At 61.7% G+C, this 19,706-nt stretch carries 16 protein-coding genes, 1 pseudogene and 1 CRISPR repeat array; of the genes and pseudogenes, 10 read left to right on the top strand and 7 right to left on the bottom strand.

What is annotated here, in order from left to right; translation table 11 throughout:
- The first annotated feature begins 14 nt into the window (after positions 1-14).
- Entirely contained in the window at positions 15-1,517 is a 1,503-nt protein-coding gene (locus QZ656_RS22195; RefSeq protein WP_291995435.1) for a metallophosphoesterase, read from the top strand.
- A 238-nt stretch (positions 1,518-1,755) separates the two neighbouring features.
- Here QZ656_RS22195 and QZ656_RS22190 read toward each other — a convergent pair whose 3' ends face one another.
- The 5 genes and pseudogenes from QZ656_RS22190 to QZ656_RS22170 form a co-directional block, all read right to left on the bottom strand.
- Positions 1,756-2,100 (bottom strand): hypothetical protein, encoded by a 345-nt coding sequence (locus QZ656_RS22190; RefSeq protein WP_291995434.1) that lies wholly within the window; start codon positions 2,098-2,100, stop codon positions 1,756-1,758.
- A 353-nt stretch (positions 2,101-2,453) separates the two neighbouring features.
- Complete coding sequence (locus tag QZ656_RS22185; protein ID WP_291995663.1) at positions 2,454-2,642, bottom strand: PLD nuclease N-terminal domain-containing protein; 189 nt, start codon at positions 2,640-2,642, stop codon at positions 2,454-2,456.
- Between the two features lie 85 nt (positions 2,643-2,727).
- On the bottom strand, positions 2,728-3,990 hold the full coding sequence (locus tag QZ656_RS22180; protein WP_291995433.1) for a DUF2254 domain-containing protein: 1,263 nt from the start codon (positions 3,988-3,990) through the stop codon (positions 2,728-2,730).
- 247 nt (positions 3,991-4,237) lie between these two features.
- Positions 4,238-4,615, bottom strand: a pseudogene (locus tag QZ656_RS22175) (DUF2391 family protein).
- 574 nt (positions 4,616-5,189) lie between these two features.
- On the bottom strand, positions 5,190-6,341 hold the full coding sequence (locus tag QZ656_RS22170) for a GNAT family N-acetyltransferase (protein ID WP_291995432.1): 1,152 nt from the start codon (positions 6,339-6,341) through the stop codon (positions 5,190-5,192).
- 339 nt (positions 6,342-6,680) lie between these two features.
- On the opposite strand from QZ656_RS22170, the gene QZ656_RS22165 reads away from it, so the two are divergent.
- Complete coding sequence (locus QZ656_RS22165; RefSeq protein WP_291991544.1) at positions 6,681-7,748, top strand: IS630 family transposase; 1,068 nt, start codon at positions 6,681-6,683, stop codon at positions 7,746-7,748.
- 151 nt (positions 7,749-7,899) lie between these two features.
- Positions 7,900-9,363 (top strand): sodium:proton antiporter NhaD, encoded by a 1,464-nt coding sequence (nhaD, locus tag QZ656_RS22160; RefSeq protein ID WP_291995431.1) that lies wholly within the window; start codon positions 7,900-7,902, stop codon positions 9,361-9,363.
- A gap of 7 nt (positions 9,364-9,370) precedes the next feature.
- Here the strand turns inward: nhaD and QZ656_RS22155 are convergent, their stop codons facing one another.
- Positions 9,371-10,732, bottom strand: a complete 1,362-nt coding sequence (locus QZ656_RS22155; protein ID WP_291995430.1) for a sigma-54-dependent Fis family transcriptional regulator — start codon at positions 10,730-10,732, stop codon at positions 9,371-9,373.
- A gap of 236 nt (positions 10,733-10,968) precedes the next feature.
- On the opposite strand from QZ656_RS22155, the gene QZ656_RS22150 reads away from it, so the two are divergent.
- Positions 10,969-11,325: a NifB/NifX family molybdenum-iron cluster-binding protein gene (locus tag QZ656_RS22150; protein ID WP_291995429.1), complete on the top strand. Its 357-nt coding sequence runs from the start codon at positions 10,969-10,971 to the stop codon at positions 11,323-11,325.
- 46 nt (positions 11,326-11,371) lie between these two features.
- Positions 11,372-12,307, top strand: coding sequence for an MBL fold metallo-hydrolase (locus QZ656_RS22145; protein WP_291995428.1), 936 nt, complete (start codon positions 11,372-11,374; stop codon positions 12,305-12,307).
- A 23-nt stretch (positions 12,308-12,330) separates the two neighbouring features.
- Here QZ656_RS22145 and ybaK read toward each other — a convergent pair whose 3' ends face one another.
- On the bottom strand, positions 12,331-12,813 hold the full coding sequence (ybaK, locus tag QZ656_RS22140) for a Cys-tRNA(Pro) deacylase (RefSeq protein WP_291995427.1): 483 nt from the start codon (positions 12,811-12,813) through the stop codon (positions 12,331-12,333).
- A 277-nt stretch (positions 12,814-13,090) separates the two neighbouring features.
- Between ybaK and istA the strand changes: the two genes are divergently transcribed.
- The 5 genes from istA (at position 13,091) to QZ656_RS22115 (ending at position 19,636) form a co-directional block, all read left to right on the top strand.
- On the top strand, positions 13,091-14,629 hold the full coding sequence (gene istA / locus QZ656_RS22135; RefSeq protein ID WP_291995426.1) for an IS21 family transposase: 1,539 nt from the start codon (positions 13,091-13,093) through the stop codon (positions 14,627-14,629).
- 12 nt (positions 14,630-14,641) lie between these two features.
- Positions 14,642-15,376 (top strand): IS21-like element helper ATPase IstB, encoded by a 735-nt coding sequence (istB, locus tag QZ656_RS22130; protein WP_291991633.1) that lies wholly within the window; start codon positions 14,642-14,644, stop codon positions 15,374-15,376.
- Between the two features lie 160 nt (positions 15,377-15,536).
- Entirely contained in the window at positions 15,537-15,872 is a 336-nt protein-coding gene (locus tag QZ656_RS22125) for a hypothetical protein (RefSeq protein ID WP_291991634.1), read from the top strand.
- A gap of 180 nt (positions 15,873-16,052) precedes the next feature.
- A CRISPR array of direct repeats spans positions 16,053-16,817; the repeat unit is 37 nt; unit sequence GTTTCAATCCTCGCTCCCCGTCGCCGGGGAGCGTGTC.
- A gap of 264 nt (positions 16,818-17,081) precedes the next feature.
- Positions 17,082-18,782 carry an IS66 family transposase gene (locus tag QZ656_RS22120; protein WP_291991655.1) on the top strand — a complete coding sequence of 567 codons (1,701 nt, stop codon included), beginning with the start codon at positions 17,082-17,084 and terminating at the stop codon, positions 18,780-18,782.
- A complete protein-coding gene (locus QZ656_RS22115; protein ID WP_291991654.1) occupies positions 18,779-19,636 on the top strand; it encodes a DUF4338 domain-containing protein in 858 nt (285 codons plus the stop codon). Before QZ656_RS22120 ends, QZ656_RS22115 begins: the two co-directional genes overlap by 4 nt.
- The last annotated feature ends 70 nt before the right edge of the window (positions 19,637-19,706 follow it).

The following is a 19,706-nucleotide window of genomic DNA, read 5'->3' as shown; positions in this document are numbered from 1 at the left end:
AACGGAGCGCCGCGATGCCCTCTTCCCTATTGATAGCCGAGCGGGCGGGCGCGACGAGCGTGTCGCTGAGAGCCACCTTGCTGATGGCCGTGCTGACGACGATTGCCGGCTGTGCGACACCGCCAGCGAGCCCGCACGCGCCGCTCAATCGCTGGAGCCAGCTGGGCCCGGATGGCGTCGTCAGCCTGCGGGCGATCGTTACCGCCGACGACGACTGCCCGACGGCGACCGTCGACGGCAACGCGCAGCGCCTGCAGCGCCGCGCCGAGGCGACCGCAGCGGCAAAGCCCGCTACCTCGCCCAGCAATCCGGCGTATCGACCCGAGTTTCTGGTCACCGCCTGCGAGCTCATTGTGCCAGCGAGCACGCGCCAGGCGAGCATCGCCGGCCAGCCGGTTAACTTGCCGCACGGCCACCCGCAACGCATCGTCGTGATTGGCGACACCGGCTGCCGGATCAAGGTCGCCGCGCCCAGCACCAATCCGCCGATCCAGGATTGCGCGAGCAGCAGCGCCTGGCCCTGGCAGCGCATCGCGGCGGCCGCCGCGCGCACCAAGCCTGACCTGGTAATGCACGTCGGCGACTATCACTACCGCGAATACTGCGACAACCCCACAGTGTGTGCACCAATCAGGGAGCAGCAGGTCGTCGTCGGCTACGGCTGGCCCGGCTGGAACGCCGACTTCTTCGCACCGGCGGCACCCCTGTTGACCGCCGCGCCGTGGATCATGGTGCGCGGCAACCACGAGAACTGTGACCGTGCCGGCGATGGCTGGATGCGCTTTCTCTCGCCGCTGCCCTACCAGACTTGCGACGACCAGTTGTACCGCACGGCGACGGCCTCGGTACTGGCCAACAATCGCACGGCCAACGCCTACCGCGTTGACCTCGACGAGCAACTGACGCTGGTCGTCGCCGACAACGCAGGTCAGCAGGACTACCGGCCCGCGGCGGCCACCAGCGGCGATGTCGATCTATTCAGAGACCAGTTGCGCGTTCTCCAGGAGATTCCCGAAAGCAGGCAGGTGTGGCTGCTGACGCACCGGCCGCTGTGGTACGACCTGCTCGCCACGTCGTCGCAGCCGAACGCCCTGCAGGTGGCGCTGCGCAAGACGCTCCCGAAGAACGTGCAGATGATCGTCTCGGGCCACGAACACGCCTTCGAAACGATCAATTTCGCGGCCACCGCCGACCCCGCCAGCTATCCGACGGGCCGGCCGGCGCAGCTGATCGTCGGCGTCGGCGGCACCGAGCTTGAAGCCACCGATCCGCAGTCACCGTTCTACGAAGGGAAAACCGGTGCCGGCAGCGCCGAAAGAGCGCGACCCGGCAAGCAGCTGTACGACGGCGTCGCCGCCAGCAGCGGCATCGTCCTCAACCGCTACAGCTTCCTCTTGCTCGAACGCGGCAGCGCGGGCTGGTCCGGCACGCTACTCGACGCCGACGGGCTGCCGCTCAGCCACTGCCAGTTGAACGGCAAGCGCAAGGAAATCGCTTGCGGCGTCCCTGCTCCTTGATTCGGCAAGGCAGCACGCGCACGAGTCGGAAAAGAAACAGGTCGCGATCAGGCCCTTGCCGACGGCACTTCGCCGGACGACATCCGACAGCGTCGAGGCAAAGGGTGTTTGCGGTTTGAGGCTTGCCATAAGAACGGAAGATCGGCTTAGGCCTTGGTCATGTTGTGGGCTCGGCTTTCCAGCCAGAAAAGCTCGCCACGAGCGCCGTCCCTTCGAATAGTAGGCTTCCGCTGAGAAATCACCGGGTTCGGGCGCCTTTTACGAACTCAAGTGAAGCCCGAAATAATTCGAGATCTTGCTCGTAGTCTGCTGCGTCGGCCCTATCGATTTGAATCCACTCCCTCGAACTTGCCATCCCACCGGGTTGAAATGGAACGACGTTGTTTCTCGAGAATTGCAACTCGGACGCAGTGGAGGCCGGCACACGTAGTCCGACGCCATTTCCACTTATACAAGCAAACATCTTGTCGTTGACGAAGAAGGCGTCAAGGTCGCTAATTTTTCTTGCGCTGACGCCTGGAAATTTAAGAAAAAGGGTATCGATCTGCGCCTTGCGGCTTGTTTTTTGGATACGGGTGTTCAAAGGTGCTCCATCGAGTGTGCCATGATAAAGGCGATTAAATTTTATAGTGAAATACGCTGGAGTAATTGAGGCTGCAAAAGACCGATGTCAAGGTCTGGTTTTATTGGCCGCGCCCTGTCGATTTCTTCAGTGTCGCTGTCTAACGGCTGCTTTCCAAGATTGTCAATGCGGACTCCCGACCCAGGGGCGACCTTCGTCGTCGCTGGGAGCGGACCTCCAAAAAACGGATCAGATGGTGGCCTCGCGCGGTCTATTCTCCTTCGTTAGGGAGCGCGACGCCATGCTCGTTTTCAAGTACAGACTCACTCGCAACTCCCGGCAGGACGCCTCGCAGCCAAGTGCACCTTGGCACGCTACGCGCCTCGATTACGCGGTCCAAGGAAGAACCAGAGGATCAAGCCCAGCACGGGCAGCAGCACCACTGCGACTATCCAAATCAGCTTCTTCTCGTTCGAAGCAGAGCCTTGAAAAATATTGATAATTGCCCAGATATCTCCGATCAGTATCAGGAGGCCTAAGACGCCGCTGTATTCGAAGTTCATCATTTGGGTTCCTTCCTTATTCAGTGAGAGCTGTCATTCCCTGACGCCCGCCAGGTGCACGCCTAATCGTGCAGAACTCATTCGGCTAAACAGAACTGGCGAATTTCGCCAATTTTCGCACAACCTCCAGGTCTTCAGGAATTGCCAGCACATTTTCTGCTCTAGCAAGTGCCAAGCGGGAATGGTGTATCGCGGCGCCCCGAATCTCGGCATCTCCGATCGATGCCAGCGACTCAAACGCTTTTTGTAGCCGCCCCGCGACTTCAATGGCACCCGCTCCGTCACGAGCAATCGCTGTGAAGGCATCATCAAACATGTCCCGCAAACATATTTTCGGCACCTCCACACGATCACATTCAGAAATGCGTGTGTCGTCCTCCTTGACAGGCTCACTCCAAAGCGCAAAAAGTCGCACGAACGTTCCAATAATTCCGATTGCTGTACCGGGATCATTGACAGCAGGTGACAACGCTCGACTTGCGATTTCAGAAAGAACGATAAGACCGAATCGAGGATCTTCGTCGAATTGTCTGCCATTACCGAGTATGAATGCCTGTGCTACCCGTCTTGCATCGATGTCAGACAAATCACCTGAGTCTGCAGTCACATAGGCAAGCGCTCGGCCCGGCGCAGAAAAAGTACCGGGCAAGGCTGCTACGGTGATTCGTGCTCGCGATTCTTCCGCATACGTCTGCAGCGCGGTGACATCGACGCGCTGCACATACCCGATTGACCCGCCGTAAATGGCCTGACCCTCATTCTGACACGGTCCTGCAGGGACACCGCGAAGTGTAGGGGCGCATCGCCTTCGCTGTAAAGCAGCAGCAGTCGCTGCCTCAACCTTATCGATGGTTCCCCCGAGGCGCCCAAGGCGTGCGATTCGATCCACCCAGCTCACGAACGTAATAACAACCATGGCAAGAATCATTAACGTTAGAGAAAATAACGCGAAACGACCTGCTCTATCGTAATAGCCATTTTGTAAGGCGATAAGCGCGACGATGCTGAAGATGAAGGCACCAATAAAAGTCGAGAGAGCGTTCTGGGAAACGTCGTCGGAGATGACCAGGGAAAAAGAGCGCGGCGTTGCGGTGCTGCTGGCCGACGCATAGGCCGAGACCATCGATGCGACAGCAAAGGTGGAGATCACCAACATGCTTGCGGCAATAATGTTAAGCAGGGTCTCTATCGAGCCTGGAGTAATCGCCGGAACAAGTGGGCCGATTCCGGTATTGTCCGCCGTCTTCGCAAGGAACACTACCGCCGTTGACAGCACGCACATCGCGAGAGGCCTGACCCACAGCCGCTCGCCGATGCGGTTTAGAAGGAACCTCAATCGATCACCCATTACTTCATTCCCCAGTAGTTCGGCATGACGAGCCGCTACGAAGCCCTCTTCCGGTGGTCAAATCTCCCGGCAGAAAACTTTTTTGCGTGTAGAGTTCCACAGTGCATGTTGTTTATTACGAACATCTGTTTAGGTCGGAAGCAAACTTTTTCCACTATTGACGCCAAACGCTTACATAACCGGAAACCTTACCAAAGGCTTGCTTTTTAAGCCGTAACTCAAGGTTGCCTTGCTGATTTTAGATTTACTATTTATCAACACCATCCACAATGATAACACCCATAGAAGCAGGCATGGCAATCACTATTAGGCGTTTAAATGCGACGAGCGTGTCTGTAAGCACCGGAATTTATTTAATTAAAACAGCACTAACACAACAACTATTTCCGTAATCGTATAAGCAATTGCTATACGCCACAAAAAAACAGAAATTCTGTACTTTCTATCACCTTGGAATACACTTTCATATGCGACAATTCCTAAAAATAAACAGTATCAGCAGGTTATGTGCAGGGAGTGTATCGCCTGGTTTCCAGGCCTCTTCAGAGAACGCAATTGGAACGGCCAAGGCAAAAGCACCAATATCGACTTGACTTGCGTCCTCTAAGTTAAAGCTAACGGTCATGACATGTCGAGATACCCCAGATCATGAAAGTCATGACCGCCCCCCTCTCACTTGCAGTGCGCATTCCGGCTTGCACGCCGGAATCGTTCGCCGGGCAGGGAGCGTGCTCCCTGAATTCCCCGCCTCACCCCTGGCCCTTCTCTCGCAAGGGGAGACGGGAGTTTCGAGAGTCGCGTACGCTACTTTCACATTAAAGTTCATTTCCTTTGCCTTGCTTTGTATTACGGTGCCAGATTTTCTGCATAACTTCGCCCTAAGTCGGACGCCGGAAGCCTCCCGCAGCAGGCTCGGAGCCCTATGAGCGCTGATGCCATACCGACTAGAGAATCGTGAAAGCCGGCACTTGCCAGCCTAGGGCGACAGCCTACACCCAGACCGCGTCAACGGCTGCTTTCGGCAGACTTCTTGACGGTCGGCTACTGGCCGGCTGCCGCCTGTCGCTGCAGGGTGTCCCATGGGCCAGGATGCGACTACGGCGTCATCTGCAATGCTCTCCGAATTGAGCACCATCATGACGCACAATGTGCCGCAGCACTGCTCTGCACCGCAAACTCGCGTTGAGAAGCTGCGGCAGCTAATCGTCGCGGCGGAAGGGCAGATGCGCGGCCGCTTCGTCGCGGTACTCGGCGAGCGCCTGGCCTTGCAGCGCCAGGTGGCGGCCGAGCAACTCACGCATGCCGGGATCGGCGATCCAGTGCGCCGAATGCACGACGGTCGGCGTGAAGCCGCGCGAAACCTTGTGTTCGCCGCCGGCACCGGGTTCGAAACGCCGTAATCCGTTCTGCAGGCAATACGCGATTCCCTGGTAGAAACACAATTCGAAGTGCAGGCTGTGGTAATTCCCGCGGCAACCCCAATAGCGCCCATAGAGCACCTCGTCGCTGCGAAAACAGAGCGCGACGGCGACCGGCAAGCCGCGCTCTCTGGCGATGAAGGCGACCATCCGACGACCCAGCGCCGCCGCCAGATCGGCAAAACACGCCGCCGAGAAAACGGCATGGTTGTTGAATCTGGCGAAGGTGTCGGCGTAGAGCGCGTGCAACAATGGCCACTCGGCGGCGTCGATCTGATCGCCGTGCAGCGTTTCGATGCACAGGCCGCTAGCCTGCACTCGCCGCCGCTCGGCCCTGACCTTGCGGCGCTTGGCGGCGCTGAAAGTGGCCAGATAGCCGTCGAAGTCGCCAGCGCCGCCGTCGTTCCAGTGGAACTGGACGTCATGGCTGATCAACAGGCCGGCGCCTCGCAGGAGTTCGATTTCGGCGCCGGCGGGTAATGCCACGTGCCATGACGAAACGCCCAGCCGGCTGGCCAGCGCCTGCGCGCCGTCGACCAGCGCCTGGCGAATCGTCGCCGCTTGCGGCCCTTCGGCGACCAGCAGGCGCGGCCCGGCCGCTGGCGTATACGGCAGGCAACTCATCAGCTTCGGATAGTACTGGCGACCCAGTTGCCGATAAGCCGAGGCCCACGACCAGTCGTAGATGAAGTCGCCATGCGAATGCGTCTTGACGTAGAGCGGCAGCAGACCGACGACCGAACCGTCATCGTCGCTGGCCAGCAGATGGCGAGCGGTCCACCCGCCGGCGCTCGCCGCGGCTCCGTGGCGCTCGATGATCGCCAGGAAATCGGCGTTCAGAAAAGGGTCGCCGGGCGGACAGAGCTCGCCCCACAGCGCACGCGGAAGCGCGCTGGCCGCCGAAACAATGCTGATCGAGACGCGAGACGGCAAGAGAGGCCTCCGGGTTGCCAGTGGAAATCATCATCAAGGAAACACACGCGCAGCGAGCTTCTTCTCGCATCGGCAAGAGACGCTCGCGCCGCTTGATCTTGCCACAGCGCGAGGCCTGGTGAACATCCGCACGCGCCGCCGCTGTGCTCTGTCGATCGTCGTGCTTCACCATGCTGCGCCACGACATGCCAATCGCGGTGCGTCTGTGCCGCCTATTGGGTTACTATTTCTCCCTCTGGCAAGAGCACGCGGCGTTTTTTTTGAAGCTAATGTCTAATTGCATTATTAACCGGTAGTAACTATCATGCTTCTCCATTGCTTCGTGGTGGAGGAGATGTGGTGGGACGTGTGGCGGTGGCGCTGTCTTGCACAGCGGAGGTGAAGGAGGAATTGGAGCGTATGTCACGGAGTCGCAGTGGCGAGGTTCGCTTGGCCGAGCGAGCGAGAATCGTGCTGGGTTGTTTGGAGGGTCTGCGAAACGACGAGGTTGCCCGCGCAGTTGGCGTACGTGCGAACACGGTGGGGCTGTGGCGTCGGCGCTTTGCCGAGCATGGTTTGTCGGGCTTGCGTGATGCTGCGCGGCCGGGCAAGCCGGCGAAGTACGGGCAGGATCTGCGTGACCGCATTCTGGCGCAACTCGAACGGACACCGCCGGAAGGTATGGCAAGTTGGGATGGTGGTTCGCTGGCGAAGGCGCTGGAAGTATCGGACGATGCCGTGTGGCGCGTGTTGCGTCGGGAGGGCATCCAGCTGCAGCGGCATCGCTCCTGGTGCGTGAGCACGGACCCAGAGTTCGCCGCCAAAGCAGCGGATGTCATCGGGTTGTACCTTAACCCACCTGAAAACGCGCTGGTCCTGAGCGTCGACGAGAAACCCTCGATCCAGGCTCTGGAGCGTCGGCGCGGCTATGTCCAAACCAGTAGCGGAAAGGTGGTTCAGGGACTGAAAAGCACCTACAAACGCCATGGCACGGTCAACCTGTTCGCCGCCCTCGAAGTGGCCACCGGCGTCATTCGAGGCAAGACTACCCTAACCAAGAAGCGCGCTGATTTCCAGGCCTTCATGGAGGAGACCATCGCTGATGAACCCGTCGACCGTGAGATCCACGTCATCTTGGACAACCTCAACACGCACAAGAAAAACGACGAGTGGCTCGCCGCTCACCCCAACGTCACCTTTCACTTCACGCCCACCAGCGCCAGTTGGCTAAACCAAGTGGAGATTTGGTTCGGCATCTTCCAGCGCAAGACCCTGAGAAACGCCAGCTTCTCGAGCCTGGATCAACTCGTTGCCGCCATTCACAGCTTCACCGCGGCTTACAACCAGAACGCCGCCCCATTCGCCTGGCGAAAGCGAGAGGTCAAGGGCGCGCAGCTGCGGAATACTATCGTTAATCTATGCAATTAAACACTAAGGGTCATCACACGTCGAGATACCCGAGATCATGAAAGCCATGACCGTCCCCCTCTTTCCCGGCCCCTCTCCCGCGGTGGGGAGAGGGGCGAGGGGAGATTCGGGAGTCGCGTGCGCGGCTTTCACATTTACAGGAAGGCGATCGATGATACAGCTGTCCCCCCGGGTGTTCCTGGCCATCGCGGCCGCCCTTTTGCCGTTTTCGGTTCTCGCTTCCGACGCCGCCCTGTCGACGACGCTCGACCTGACCGGCCACTGGGCCGGCTTCGCCGCGCTGGCCGTGTTCTTTATCGCTTACGGCCTGGTCATTGCCGAGGAAACACTACACCTGCGCAAGTCCAAACCGGTGATGGTCGGCGCGGGAATCATCTGGGTGCTGGTGGCGTTCGTCTACGCCCAGCATGGTGACACGCATACCGCCGAGACGGCGGTACGCCACAATCTGCTTGAATTCGCCGAACTGTTCCTGTTCCTGCTGGCGGCGATGACCTACATCAACGCCATGGACGAACGCGGCGTGTTCGACCTGCTGCGCGTCAAACTGGTGACGCGGGGCTACTCGCTGCGAACCATCTTCTGGATCACCGGCGCGCTGTCGTTCTCGATTTCGCCGGTCGCCGACAACCTGACCACCGCCTTGTTGCTGTCGACCGTGGCCATTGCCGTCGGTGGTCAGAACAAGAAATTCGTCGGTGTCGCGTGTATCAACATCGTCATAGCCGCCAACGCTGGCGGCGCCTTCTCGCCGTTCGGCGACATCACGACGCTGATGGTCTGGCAGAAAGGCCTGGTCGACTTCGCGCAGTTCTTCCATCTGTTCATCCCTGCGGTAGTCAACTGGCTGGTGCCCGCGGCAATCATGAGCCTGACCATCGGCAAAGGCGCACCTGACCCCGTTCACGAAGAAGCGACTCTCCAGCACGGCGCCTGGGTGATCGTCGGCCTGTTTCTTCTGACCATCGTCATGGCGGTCTGCGCGCACAACTTCCTGCACCTGCCACCGGTGATGGGCATGATGACCGGCCTCGGCCTGCTGAAATTCTTCGGCTACTACCTCAAGCGGCGCGCTCACTTCTTCCCGGCGTCCGAGCAACAGCTGATGAGCGACAGGGCATTGGCACTGGACGGCGCGTCGTCGACCCAGAAAATCAACGACGGTGCCAAGCAGTACAACATCTTCAAGTCGCTGGAGCGTGCCGAGTGGGATACGCTGATGTTCTTCTACGGAGTCATTCTCTGCGTCGGCGGGCTCGGCACCATGGGCTACCTGGCGCTGGGCTCGCAGCTGATGTACGGCCAACTCGGCCCGACCACGGCCAACATCCTGATCGGCTTTCTTTCCGCAGTTGTCGACAACATTCCGGTGATGTTCGCCGTCCTGGCGATGCGCCCGGATATGGACCACGGCCAGTGGATGCTGGTGACGCTGACCGCCGGCGTAGGCGGCTCGCTGCTGTCGGTGGGTTCCGCCGCAGGCGTCGCCGTGATGGGCCAGGCCCGCGGCGTCTACACCTTCTTTTCGCACCTCAAGTGGACCTGGGCGATCTTGCTCGGCTACGCCGCCAGTATCTGGGTGCACTTCCTGGTCAACGCCAGTTTGTTCCACTGAACACCGCTCAGCGCTGGCGGCTGGCCAGCGCTTGCAGGCGGCGGTAGAGCGTCCGCTCCGACAGACCGAGCTGGCTGGCCAGCTCTTTTCGGTTGCCGGAAAAGCTTTCGACCGTCTCGGCGAACGACGAAGCGTGCCGATCAGCGAGGCCGCCTCCCGCTCGCGGCATGCGTTCGGGTGCGCTGGCAAGCGGCTTGGCGTCAGCAGCCAACCCAGACTCCAAGCCAGACTGCAAAGCCAACTCCAGCGGCAGGTGCTGCAGGCGAATTTCATCGCCGTCGCAGAGCAGGCAGGCACGCTCAAGGATGTTGCGCAGTTCGCGCACGTTTCCCGGGTAGTGATAGCGGCTCAGCCAGGCGGCCGCCGCCGGCGCCAGGTGGCTGGCAGAATGCCCGGCTGAGACCCGACCGAGCAGGCTTTCGGCGAGCAGCAAGACGTCGGTACCGCGCTGGCGCAAGGGCGGCAGCCGTATCGGAAAAACATTCAGCCGGTAGAACAAGTCCTGCCGAAACTGCCCGCCGGCGACCATTTCGGCGAGTGGGCGATGCGTCGCCGAAACGACCCGGACGTCGGCCTTGAGCAGTTCCGACGAGCCGACCCGGCGATAGGTAGCGGTTTCCAGCAAGCGCAGAAGCTTGATCTGGATCGACAGCGGGATATCGCCGAGTTCATCGAGAAACAGCGTGCCACCCGCCGCTGCCTCGATCAGGCCGGTGCTGCGGCTCGTCGCGCCGGTGAAGGCGCCGCGCTCATGGCCAAACAAGCTGCTCTCGAACAGCGTTTCCGGCAGGCCCGAACAATCAACGGCAACGAAGGGCCGTGCAACGCGCCGGCTGAGCTGATGTATGGCATTGGCGACGAGTTCCTTGCCGGTACCCGATTCGCCCTGCAGCAACACCGATGCCTCCGACGGCGCCACCCGCGCGACCAGCCCCATCATCTCCAGAAAAGCCGGCGAGCGACCGAGCAGCCCCTGCACGCCAGCAAGACTGCTGGCTCCCGGCAGCGGCTCCAGCTTCTCGACGTAATAGGCGATCGCGCCGCTGCCGTCGCGGATCGGCGACAACTCGATGTTTTCAAAGCTTTCGCCGCAAGACGTGTGATGGAGGTGCAGCACCCGCTCGCGCTCGCCCGATTGCAGGCTGCGCTGCAGCGGGCACGACTCGCCGGCCTGATCACAAGGCACCGTGTAGCGATGCGAGACCTCGAAGCACTTGCGGCCAACGACTTCCAGGCGATCGAGCCAGTTCGCCCGATACGCCTCGTTGGCAGCGAGTATCCGATAGTCGCGGTCGCACAGAATGTGCGGTTCGGGAAGCGTCTCCAGGAAAGACACCAGTTCCACCAGCGATTCTTGATCAACTGCCATCGAAGGCCACCACTTCTGCCGAATTGACTGCCAAATGCTGCCATATTGGCAGCAGGCTGTCAAAAACGACGGCCGTCGTCGCCCTCATCGTCAGCCAAGCCATTGCTTTCCCGGAATTTGTTCTTTGCCGCGCCAGCTGGCACGAATCTTGATAAGCACTTACTGATACTTGCCTATTGGCGGCAGTCGGCCGCTTCGCCCTGCCCCTCTTGATCGACAGCAAAGGACACCACAGCATGCAAATCGCCGTCACCAGCCAGGATCGAAAAGTGATCACCGAGCACGCTGGAAAGTGCCGCAAATTCTGGATTTACGAGCTTGAAAAAGGCGTGCTCGTCGGCAAACGCCTGGTCGAGCTTTCCATGCAACAGAGCTTGCACGCCAGCCCCCAACAACTCGCCGAACCGCTGGCCGGAATCAATATCCTGATTACCGGCGGCATGGGTGCCGCGCTGCACGATCGCCTGATGCAGAGTGGCATCCTGCCGGTGATCACCAGCGAGGAAGATCCCGATACCGCTGTCGCGGCCTTGCTCGCCAACGAGTTGCAGCGGCTGCCCGTTTACCGGCAGCATCACGAATACAGCCATTAAGGCCGGACGCAAGCCGAAATCACCAGCGAATAGCGAGGTAAGGAACATGAGCACGACTTCTCCAACGCTCGACATTGGCGCCCTGCAGCGCTTGCGGATTCTCTGCATCTCCGAAACCGGCTGGTTCGATACCACCACCGTGTTCGACGACATCCGTGCCGCCGGCGGCGCGCAGACCGACCAGTACGCCATTCCCTGGCCACCCTTCGGAGCGCTGCACGCCGACAACGCCGCCGGTTTCTCGGCGCTGCTGGAAGCCGAGGCGACCGACGGCAGCGTCCGCCGCGTGCTCTTCGACACCGGCTGGAACCCCGACTGGATGGACCGCCGCTTCGCCGACGAGGGTATCGACCGGCTGTTGCAGGAACGCCGCATCGAAGCCCTGATCATCAGCCACGAACATTTCGATCACTTCTGGGGAATCAGCTCGACGCTCAAGCACTACCCCGGAATCCCGATTTACATCCCGGAAGGCTTCCATCCAGCCGGCCTGGCCTTCATCCGACAACAAGGCCATAGCGGGACGCTCAGCACCGTGTCGAGCGAGCAGCCGCTGCTCCTCTTCCCCGGCCTGGCAGTCGCCAGCTTCCCGATGAGCACGCTGCTGCAGGTCCAGGGAGAAAACGTCGTCTACGCCAGGCTGCGCGACCAGGGCATGGCGATGATCACCGGCTGCGGCCACGGCGGCGTCCTGAACCTGCTCGATTATTCCCGCCGGACCTTCAGCGGCGGCGAGCGCATCCATGCCATCTATGGCGGCTTGCACCTCTCGCCGCTCGAAGACTGGGACAGCCAGCGTGACCAGATCGTCAAGGCACTCAGCGACTACGGCATCGCCCGGATCGGCTGCAATCACTGCACCGGCCAAACGGCGGTCAGGAAAATGCTCGCCAGCGGCCTGCCCGTGCAGCGCGGAACGGCAAGCAAGGGCTCGCAGACCGACTTGTTCCTCGGCAACGGCGACGTGCTGCAACTCGGTTAGATGCCAGCCGCCGCCGCAGCACCTCAAACGCCGACATCGACCAAATTCGCCTTGAGCACGTCGACCAACACCTGCGGCGCGATGCCGACCAGGTAGCCGCGACGGCCGCCGTTGATGTAGATCGTGTCGAGTTCGAGAATGCTGCGTTCGAGATACACCGGCATCGCCTTGCGCGTGCCGAAGGGGCTGGTGCCACCGACCAGGTAACCCGAATGGCGATTGGCGACCGCCGGGCTGCACGGGACAATCGTCTTGACGCCGATGTGGCGAGCGAGTTGCCGCGTCGACACGTCGCGATCACCGTGCATGAGCACCAACAGCGGCCGCTTGCCCTCGTCCTCCATCACCAGCGTCTTGATCACCGCGTGCTCATCGACGCCCAACTCGCGACTACTGACCGCCGTACCGCCGTGCTCCTCGTAGGCGTAGGGATGATCGGTAAACGCCACCCGCGCCGCACGCAAGACGCGTATCGCCTGCGTGACCGGGAGTCGTTCCTGAGACATGGCGGCAATTGTACGGCCAGAGCTTGTAGCGCGTGCGTGCCGGAACACGCCAGGGTCCGCTTCGCTGTCGCTCCCCGTCGCCGGGGAGCGTGTCTATCGTGGCTGTGATGGTCATGCCTGCGTATTCCACACCAAACTGGACACCGATTCCAGACGAAACTGGACAGTGATTCCACGGCAAACTGGACACCGATTCCAGAGCAAACTGGACAGTCATTTGTAATATCGTAGCGCGCGGGATAACCGTGGCACCCTCGGGAGATTTGCCGAGGCCCACATGGCGAATAGCAGGCTATCCATGCGCAAGATTCTTGACGTTTTACGGCTGTCCCTTGAGGGCGGCCGCAGCCACCGCGAGATCGCCCGGGCGACCCACGCCTCACCGACGACCGTCGGCGATCTCCTCCGTCGTGCGAAGCTCTACGGCGTCACCTGGCCACTGCCGGCGGGAATGAGCGAGCCGGAGCTGGAGGCGCAGCTGTACCCGCCGGCGGCACCGTCGAACCAGACCCGCCCCGAACCCGATTGGCCGGTCGTGCACCGCGAACTGCGGCGCAAGGGCGTCACCCTAGATCTCCTCTGGCAGGAATACAAAACCGAACAACCGGCCGGCTACCGCTACAGCGGCTTCTGCGCCCTCTACCGTCAGTGGGTCGGGCGGCTCTCGTTGAGCCTGCGCCAGACGCACACCCCGGGCGAGAAACTGTTCGTCGACTACGCCGGCCAGACGGTGCCGATCACCGACCCGATGAGCGGTGAAATCCGGCTGGCGGCGATCTTCGTCGCCGTCCTCGGCGCCTCCAACTACACCTACGGCGAAGCCACCTGGAGCCAGAGCCTGCCGGACTGGATCGGCAGCCATGTGCGCACCTTCGAACACCTCGGCGGCGTCACCGCCCTGATGGTGCCCGACAACCTCAAGAGCGGCGTCACCAGCGCCTGCTACTACGAGCCCGAACTCAACCCGACGTACCGCGACCTGGCCACCCATTACGGCACCGCGGTTCTCCCCGCCCGGCCGCGTCGCCCGAAAGACAAGGCCAAGGCCGAAGCTGGGGTGCTTCTGGTCGAGCGCTGGGTCCTGGCGCGTCTGCGCCACCAGCGTTTCTTCAGCCTGGCTGAGCTCAACCGCAGCATCGCCGAACTGATGACCCGGCTCAATAACCGTCCGTTCAAGAAGTTGCCCGGCTGCCGCCAATCGGCCTTCATCGAACTCGATCGGCCGGCTTTACTGCCCTTGCCGGTGACGCGTTACGAGTTCGCCGAATGGAAAGTCGTCAGGGTCGGCATTGATTACCACGTCGAGCTCGTCGGCCACTACTACTCGGTGCCCTACCGCTTCGCCCGCGAGCAAGTCGATAGCCGGCTGACGGCGAGTACCGTCGAACTGTTCCATCGCGGCACGCGCATTGCCAGTCATGTCCGCAACGACGCCCGCGGCCGGCACACCACCGTCGATGCGCACATGGCGCCGGCCCACCGGGCGGTACAGGGCTGGAATGCCCCGCGCCTACTCGACTGGGCCGGGCGTATCGGGCCGCATGCCCAGGGCGTCGTGCAGAGCCTTCTGCATCAACGCCGCCATCCGCAACAGGCCTATCGGGCGTGCCTGGGCATCCTGCGCCTGGGCCAGGCCTACGGGGACGAGCGCCTGGAAGCTGCCTGCGAGCGGGCCATCGCTATCGGGGCGACGTCCTACAGCAGCCTGAAATCGATCTTGAAGAACGGCCTGGACAAGCAGCGGGTGAGCGCACCCGCCCAGACCCATTTACCTCCGGAGCACGCCAATGTGCGTGGCCCCGGTTACTACCACTGAAGGAGCTTTGCCATGCTGAATCATCCGACCGTCGAGAGACTCCACCAACTGCGCCTGCCGGGCATGGCCCGGGCCTTGGCCAGCCAGGCGCAAAGCCCCGAGATCGACCAGTTGTCGTTCGAGGAGCGCCTCGGGCTGCTGGTCGACTGCGAGGCGGCCGAACGCGAGTCGCGACAGAATGCGGCGCGTCTGAAACGCGCCGGGTTGAAACAGGCGGCGACGCCAGAGGATGTCAATTTCCGGCATCCGCGCCGACTCGACCGGGGGCTGTTCGCCCGCTTGATGACCGGGCGCTGGGTGAGCGATCACCAGAACGTGCTGATCTGCGGGCCGACGGGGATCGGCAAGACCTATCTGGCGTGCGCCCTGGCCAACCAGGCGTGCCGGCAGGGGCATTCGGTCCTCTATGTGCGTTTGACGCGTCTCTTGCCGGCGCTGGCGATCGGCCGCGGCGATGGCAGTTATCTGAAGTCGCTGGCGCAGTTGGCCAAGACCGAGGTCCTGGTGATCGACGAATGGGGGCTGGCACCGCTCTCCGACGAGAGCCGCCGCGATCTCCTGGAGATCTTCGATGACCGCCACGGGACGCGCTCGACGATCATCACCAGCCAGCTGCAGGTCGAGCATTGGCATGCGTCGATTGGCGATCCGACGCTGGCCGATGCGATCCTCGACCGGCTGGTCCATCAGGCACATACGCTGGACCTCGATGGCGAATCGTTGCGCAAGCCCGAGACGCCGGTATGAACGCCTCAGCAAGCCCAACAAGTTACCCACCGCCGCCCGCCAGCCCGCCTGCTATAGAAGGAGCGCAGCCTGGCGGGCGGCCGTGGATAACTCTGCGCGGTGCCACTCGTTGCGCCCAAAGCGCCCCACGGCCTGTGCCCTCGATTGCTGCGCTGCTGGCATGGCAACCCCTCCATCAAACCGTTACTGCGTAACGCTCAACAGGACCATCAACATGGCAAAAACTAATGCTCAACGGCAATCGGACTATCGCGTTCGTCACTTGAAAGATGTGGACGGCCAGGCCGAGCGGCTGAATCTGCTGGTCAATCTTCACGCCAAGCGTGCCTTGGAGCGCCTGGCGGCGTGTTACGCAGTAACGCAACGTGAGGTCCTTGAAAGCCTGCTTCGGGAGGCTGACCACGCCGCTTTGAAGCGCGCGGCGCGGGTTCCGAATGGAGAGACGGACTACTACGAAAAGCGCCTTCTATTGGCCAAAGAAGCCGTTACGCAGTAACGCCAAGCGGTTGCCTTTGCATGCCAAAAACTTGACCACAAGACGAGGCTCAGAGTAAAACCTTTTAACCCCGCGTCGCTACGCTCCGACTGTCCAGATTCACGTGGAATGGGTGTCCAGTTTGCCGTGGAATCGGTGTCCAGATTGCGTGGAATACACAGTCATGCCCTATTCCTCGCTGTTTCAATCCTCGCTTGCCGTCGCCGGGGAGCGTGTCCGCGCATCATCCTCGAGCGCGGCGACGACCCCGAAGTTTCAATCCTCGCTCCCCGTCGCCGGGGAGCGTGTCCCTGATCCCAAAAGTACATGGATTACTCCGCGCGGGTTTCAATCCTCGCTCCCCGTCGCCGGGGAGCGTGTCGGTCTGGCAGGATGTCGATGGAGCGCGATTCGAGCGGTTTCAATCCTCGCTCCCCGTCGCCGGGGAGCGTGTCTCGGTGTCGAGCAGGGCGGGGTTGAGGAGCTGGATGCGTTTCAATCCTCGCTCCCCGTCGCCGGGGAGCGTGTCGATGCGGTATTTGAGCGCCCAGCCGTCGGCCGCTGTTTCAATCCTCGCTCCCCGTCGCCGGGGAGCGTGTCTTCGCTGTGAGCTGATCGGCGAGGAGGTTTAACCATGTTTCAATCCTCGCTCCCCGTCGCCGGGGAGCGTGTCTGCCGCCTCAACGTTTACGATCGCGGGCTGGGTAGGTTTCAATCCTCGCTCCCCGTCGCCGGGGAGCGTGTCATGACTCGACCATGAATCCCAGCCACAAACAACTCATTCAGGTTTCAATCCTCGCTCCCCGTCGCCGGGGAGCGTGTCCTTCGTCAACACCGACCTCGGCGAAGTCTGGAAAGTTTCAATCCTCGCTCCCCGTCGCCGGGGAGCGTGTCGCGGCGATTTCCTCGTCAATGGCGGTGCGGTATTTGTTTCAATCCTCGCTCCCCGTCGCCGGGGAGCGTGTCCGTTCGCGTCCAAGTGCTTGTGCAGGCAGCGGTTCTGGATCGCTTTGCGCGAACCTCGACGCGAACGGGATGCTGCCGGCAATTGAGAATGCTGCGTTGAATATTTTCCATGCAAAAACAAGGGCGTGCATGGCGCGCGAAACTCCCGCGTTGTAAGTATTCGGTGAACCCGTAGCCCCCGCTTTTTTGGTCGGCGTGGTTCAGTCAGCGATTGGCGGGTAGACCGGAAATCTGGACTGGACACAGCAGCGGAAATCCGGCACCATGCGGCGCATGGACACGGGTGCGGACATCATTGGCGGAGGATCGGCGGCAAGTCACCGCCAAGTGGCGCCGTTCGCCGAGGTGTTGGTGACGTTGACCAAGGAGCAGGAAATCAAGCTCCGCTGGGAGGCCAGCTTCTGGCGGAGCCAACATCGACAAGCGCTGGTTCGGTTGGCGCAATCGGAGGCCGCTCATCGGGTGGAAATGGCGCAAGCGGCGGCGCGCGAGGCGGCCTTGCGCAGCGAACTGGAGCAGGCCAAGGGCAAGATCCGCGATCTGCAAAAACGCCTGTTTGGTCGCAAGTCAGAACGCTCTTCGGGAGCCGAGAAGAACCCGGCGGCGGACCAAAAATCGTCGCGAGCTCGAGGTCAGCAACCGGGAGCAGCGGGTCACGGGCGGAACCCGGAAAGTCACTTGCCGACGCAGATCGAGGTCATCGACATCGACTGCCCGCATTGCCCGGACTGTGGTCTGGGCTACGTCGACTTTCCCGGCACGGAAGACAGTGAAGTCCTCGAGATCGAGGTCAAGGCCTACCGCCGGAAGATCTGCCGGCGGCGCTACCGGCGGACCTGTCAGTGTTCGGGCGCGCGGGGTATTCTGACCGCGCCACCGCCGGCACGATTGATCCCGCGTGGAAAGTACGGCGTGTCGATCTGGGTGCACCTGCTGCTGTCGAAGTTCTTGTACGGCCAGCCGACGCATCGGCTTCTGCGAGACTTGTCCGACCACGGACTGACGCTCTCGGCAGGAACGGTGGCCGGCGGACTGCGTGCCTTGGCACCGCTGTTCGAGCCGCTTGAAGAAGCACTGCTTGGCCAACTACGCAGCGAGAAACAGTGGCACGCAGACGAGACCCGCTGGCGGGTCTTTGCCGAGACCGAAGGGAAGGTCGGACATCGCTGGTATTTCTGGGTGTTCCACGGCCCATCGGTCATCCACTTCGTGCTCGACCCGAGCCGCTCGGCGGCGGTGCCGATCCGGGAGCTCTCCGGTAGCGCCGGAGGAGTCATCATCTGTGATCGCTATTCGGCCTACAAGAAGCTCGCGCGAGTTCTTGACCACTTCATTCTGGCTTTCTGCTGGGCACATCAGCGGCGTGATTTCCTGGAACTGGCCAACGCCCATCCGGAGCTCGCGGACTGGGCACTGGCCTGGGTCGAGCAGATCGCTCAGCTCTACCACTTGAATGGACGGCGCCTGGAAGTCCGTAGCGACCCAGTACAGTGGGCCGAACGCGACCGCGCCTTGCGGCAGGCGATCACGCAAATGGCCAGTCAACGGGAAAGCGAACTGGCGAACCCGGCGCTCAAAATGCCGGCGAGCAAGGTGCTGCGAAGCATGCGCAAACATTGGTCCGGCCTGACCGTCTTTGTCGACCGCCCCGAGGTGGCGATGGACAATAATGCCGCCGAGCGCGCACAGCGCACGCCGGTGGTCGCACGCAAGAACTTCTATGGGTCGGGCAGTCTCTGGTCCGGCGCACTCGCCGCGACGATGTTCAGCTTGCTGCTGACGCTGCGCTTGTGGGGAATCAACCCGCGCACCTGGCTGACGGCGTATCTGGAGGCCTGCGCCGCCAACGGCAACCTGCCGCCGACGGACTTGAGTGCCTTTCTGCCCTGGGCGATGGCGACCGATCGACTGGCTCAGATGCGTGGCATCCCGGTCGATCAGAGCCGTCCCATCGATAGCTCGTGAAGCCTTATTGCGGGCGTCACTTTACCGACGACGAACTGCAGGCCCTCTGCCGCCTGATCGAAGCCCATCCTGGCAGCAGCCGCGCGCAACTGTCGCGCCAGGTGTGTGAGCTCTTCGACTGGCGTAAGCCCAATGGCGAGCTGAAGGATATGACCTGCCGGGTGGCCATGCTGCGTATGCAGGCCGACGGCCTGCTCACCCTGCCGGCGGCACGACGGGCCGCTCCTCGCCAACCCGAGTATCTGCCTACTCACGCCACCGATCCACAACCGTTGCTCACCCAGCCGGTGCATGAACTGCCGCCGCTGCGTCTGCATCAGGTCGTCGGTTCGGCGAACTCGCGTCTGTGGAACGAGTACATCGCCCGCTACCACTATCTCGGCCACACGCCCATGGCGGGCAGTCAGAGCCGCTACTTCGTCTTCGCCGGCGAGACCCTGGTCGCCTTGCTCAGCTTCGGCGCCAGCGCCTGGAAACTCGCCGCGCGCGAGCAATTCATCGGTTGGCACGATGAGCAGCGACAAAGGAACCTGCAACTGGTGGTGAACAATGCCCGCTTTCTGATCCTGCCCTGGATCCAGTGCAAGGGCCTGGCCTCCAAGATCCTCTCGCTTATGCAGCGGCAATTGCCCAAGGACTGGCTGGCGCGCTACGGCTACCGCCCCGTACTACTCGAAACCTTCGTCGAGACGCCCCGCCATCGCGGCACCTGCTACCAGGCCGCCAACTGGATCAAGGTCGGCCAAACCGCCGGCCGAGGCAAGAAGTGCCCCACCCGCAAGTCGATCCTCCCGATCAAGGATATCTGGCTCTATCCCCTTCACCGATCCTTCCGATCAGTCCTCTGCCGCTAACCCGCCTCGGCAATGGCGCTGGCGCGCTACGGGTTGGCCGAATACTTACCCCGCGTTTTTCTGGTCGCTG

Origin of the sequence: Candidatus Accumulibacter sp. ACC003 (assembly GCF_907163085.1) — a bacterium.
In the GTDB taxonomy this organism is placed as follows: Bacteria; Pseudomonadota; Gammaproteobacteria; order Burkholderiales; family Rhodocyclaceae; genus Accumulibacter.
The sequence above is the reverse complement of the archived record's forward strand: the minus strand, read 5'-3'. Positions and strand labels throughout refer to the sequence as shown.

Bases quoted from the DNA above. Each gene is read 5' to 3' on its own strand.
- QZ656_RS22195 (WP_291995435.1), top strand. From the start codon at position 15: ATGCCCTCTTCCCTATTGATAGCCGAGCGGGCGGGCGCGACGAGCGTG.
- QZ656_RS22180 (WP_291995433.1), bottom strand. From the start codon at position 3,990: ATGGGTGATCGATTGAGGTTCCTTCTAAACCGCATCGGCGAGCGGCTG.
- QZ656_RS22125 (WP_291991634.1), top strand. From the start codon at position 15,537: ATGGCAACCCCTCCATCAAACCGTTACTGCGTAACGCTCAACAGGACC.
- QZ656_RS22150 (WP_291995429.1), top strand. From the start codon at position 10,969: ATGCAAATCGCCGTCACCAGCCAGGATCGAAAAGTGATCACCGAGCAC.
- QZ656_RS22145 (WP_291995428.1), top strand. From the start codon at position 11,372: ATGAGCACGACTTCTCCAACGCTCGACATTGGCGCCCTGCAGCGCTTG.
- istA (WP_291995426.1), top strand. From the start codon at position 13,091: ATGGCGAATAGCAGGCTATCCATGCGCAAGATTCTTGACGTTTTACGG.
- ybaK (WP_291995427.1), bottom strand. From the start codon at position 12,813: ATGTCTCAGGAACGACTCCCGGTCACGCAGGCGATACGCGTCTTGCGT.
- QZ656_RS22120 (WP_291991655.1), top strand. From the start codon at position 17,082: ATGCGGCGCATGGACACGGGTGCGGACATCATTGGCGGAGGATCGGCG.
- QZ656_RS22155 (WP_291995430.1), bottom strand. From the start codon at position 10,732: ATGGCAGTTGATCAAGAATCGCTGGTGGAACTGGTGTCTTTCCTGGAG.
- QZ656_RS22185 (WP_291995663.1), bottom strand. From the start codon at position 2,642: ATGAACTTCGAATACAGCGGCGTCTTAGGCCTCCTGATACTGATCGGA.
- nhaD (WP_291995431.1), top strand. From the start codon at position 7,900: ATGATACAGCTGTCCCCCCGGGTGTTCCTGGCCATCGCGGCCGCCCTT.
- istB (WP_291991633.1), top strand. From the start codon at position 14,642: ATGCTGAATCATCCGACCGTCGAGAGACTCCACCAACTGCGCCTGCCG.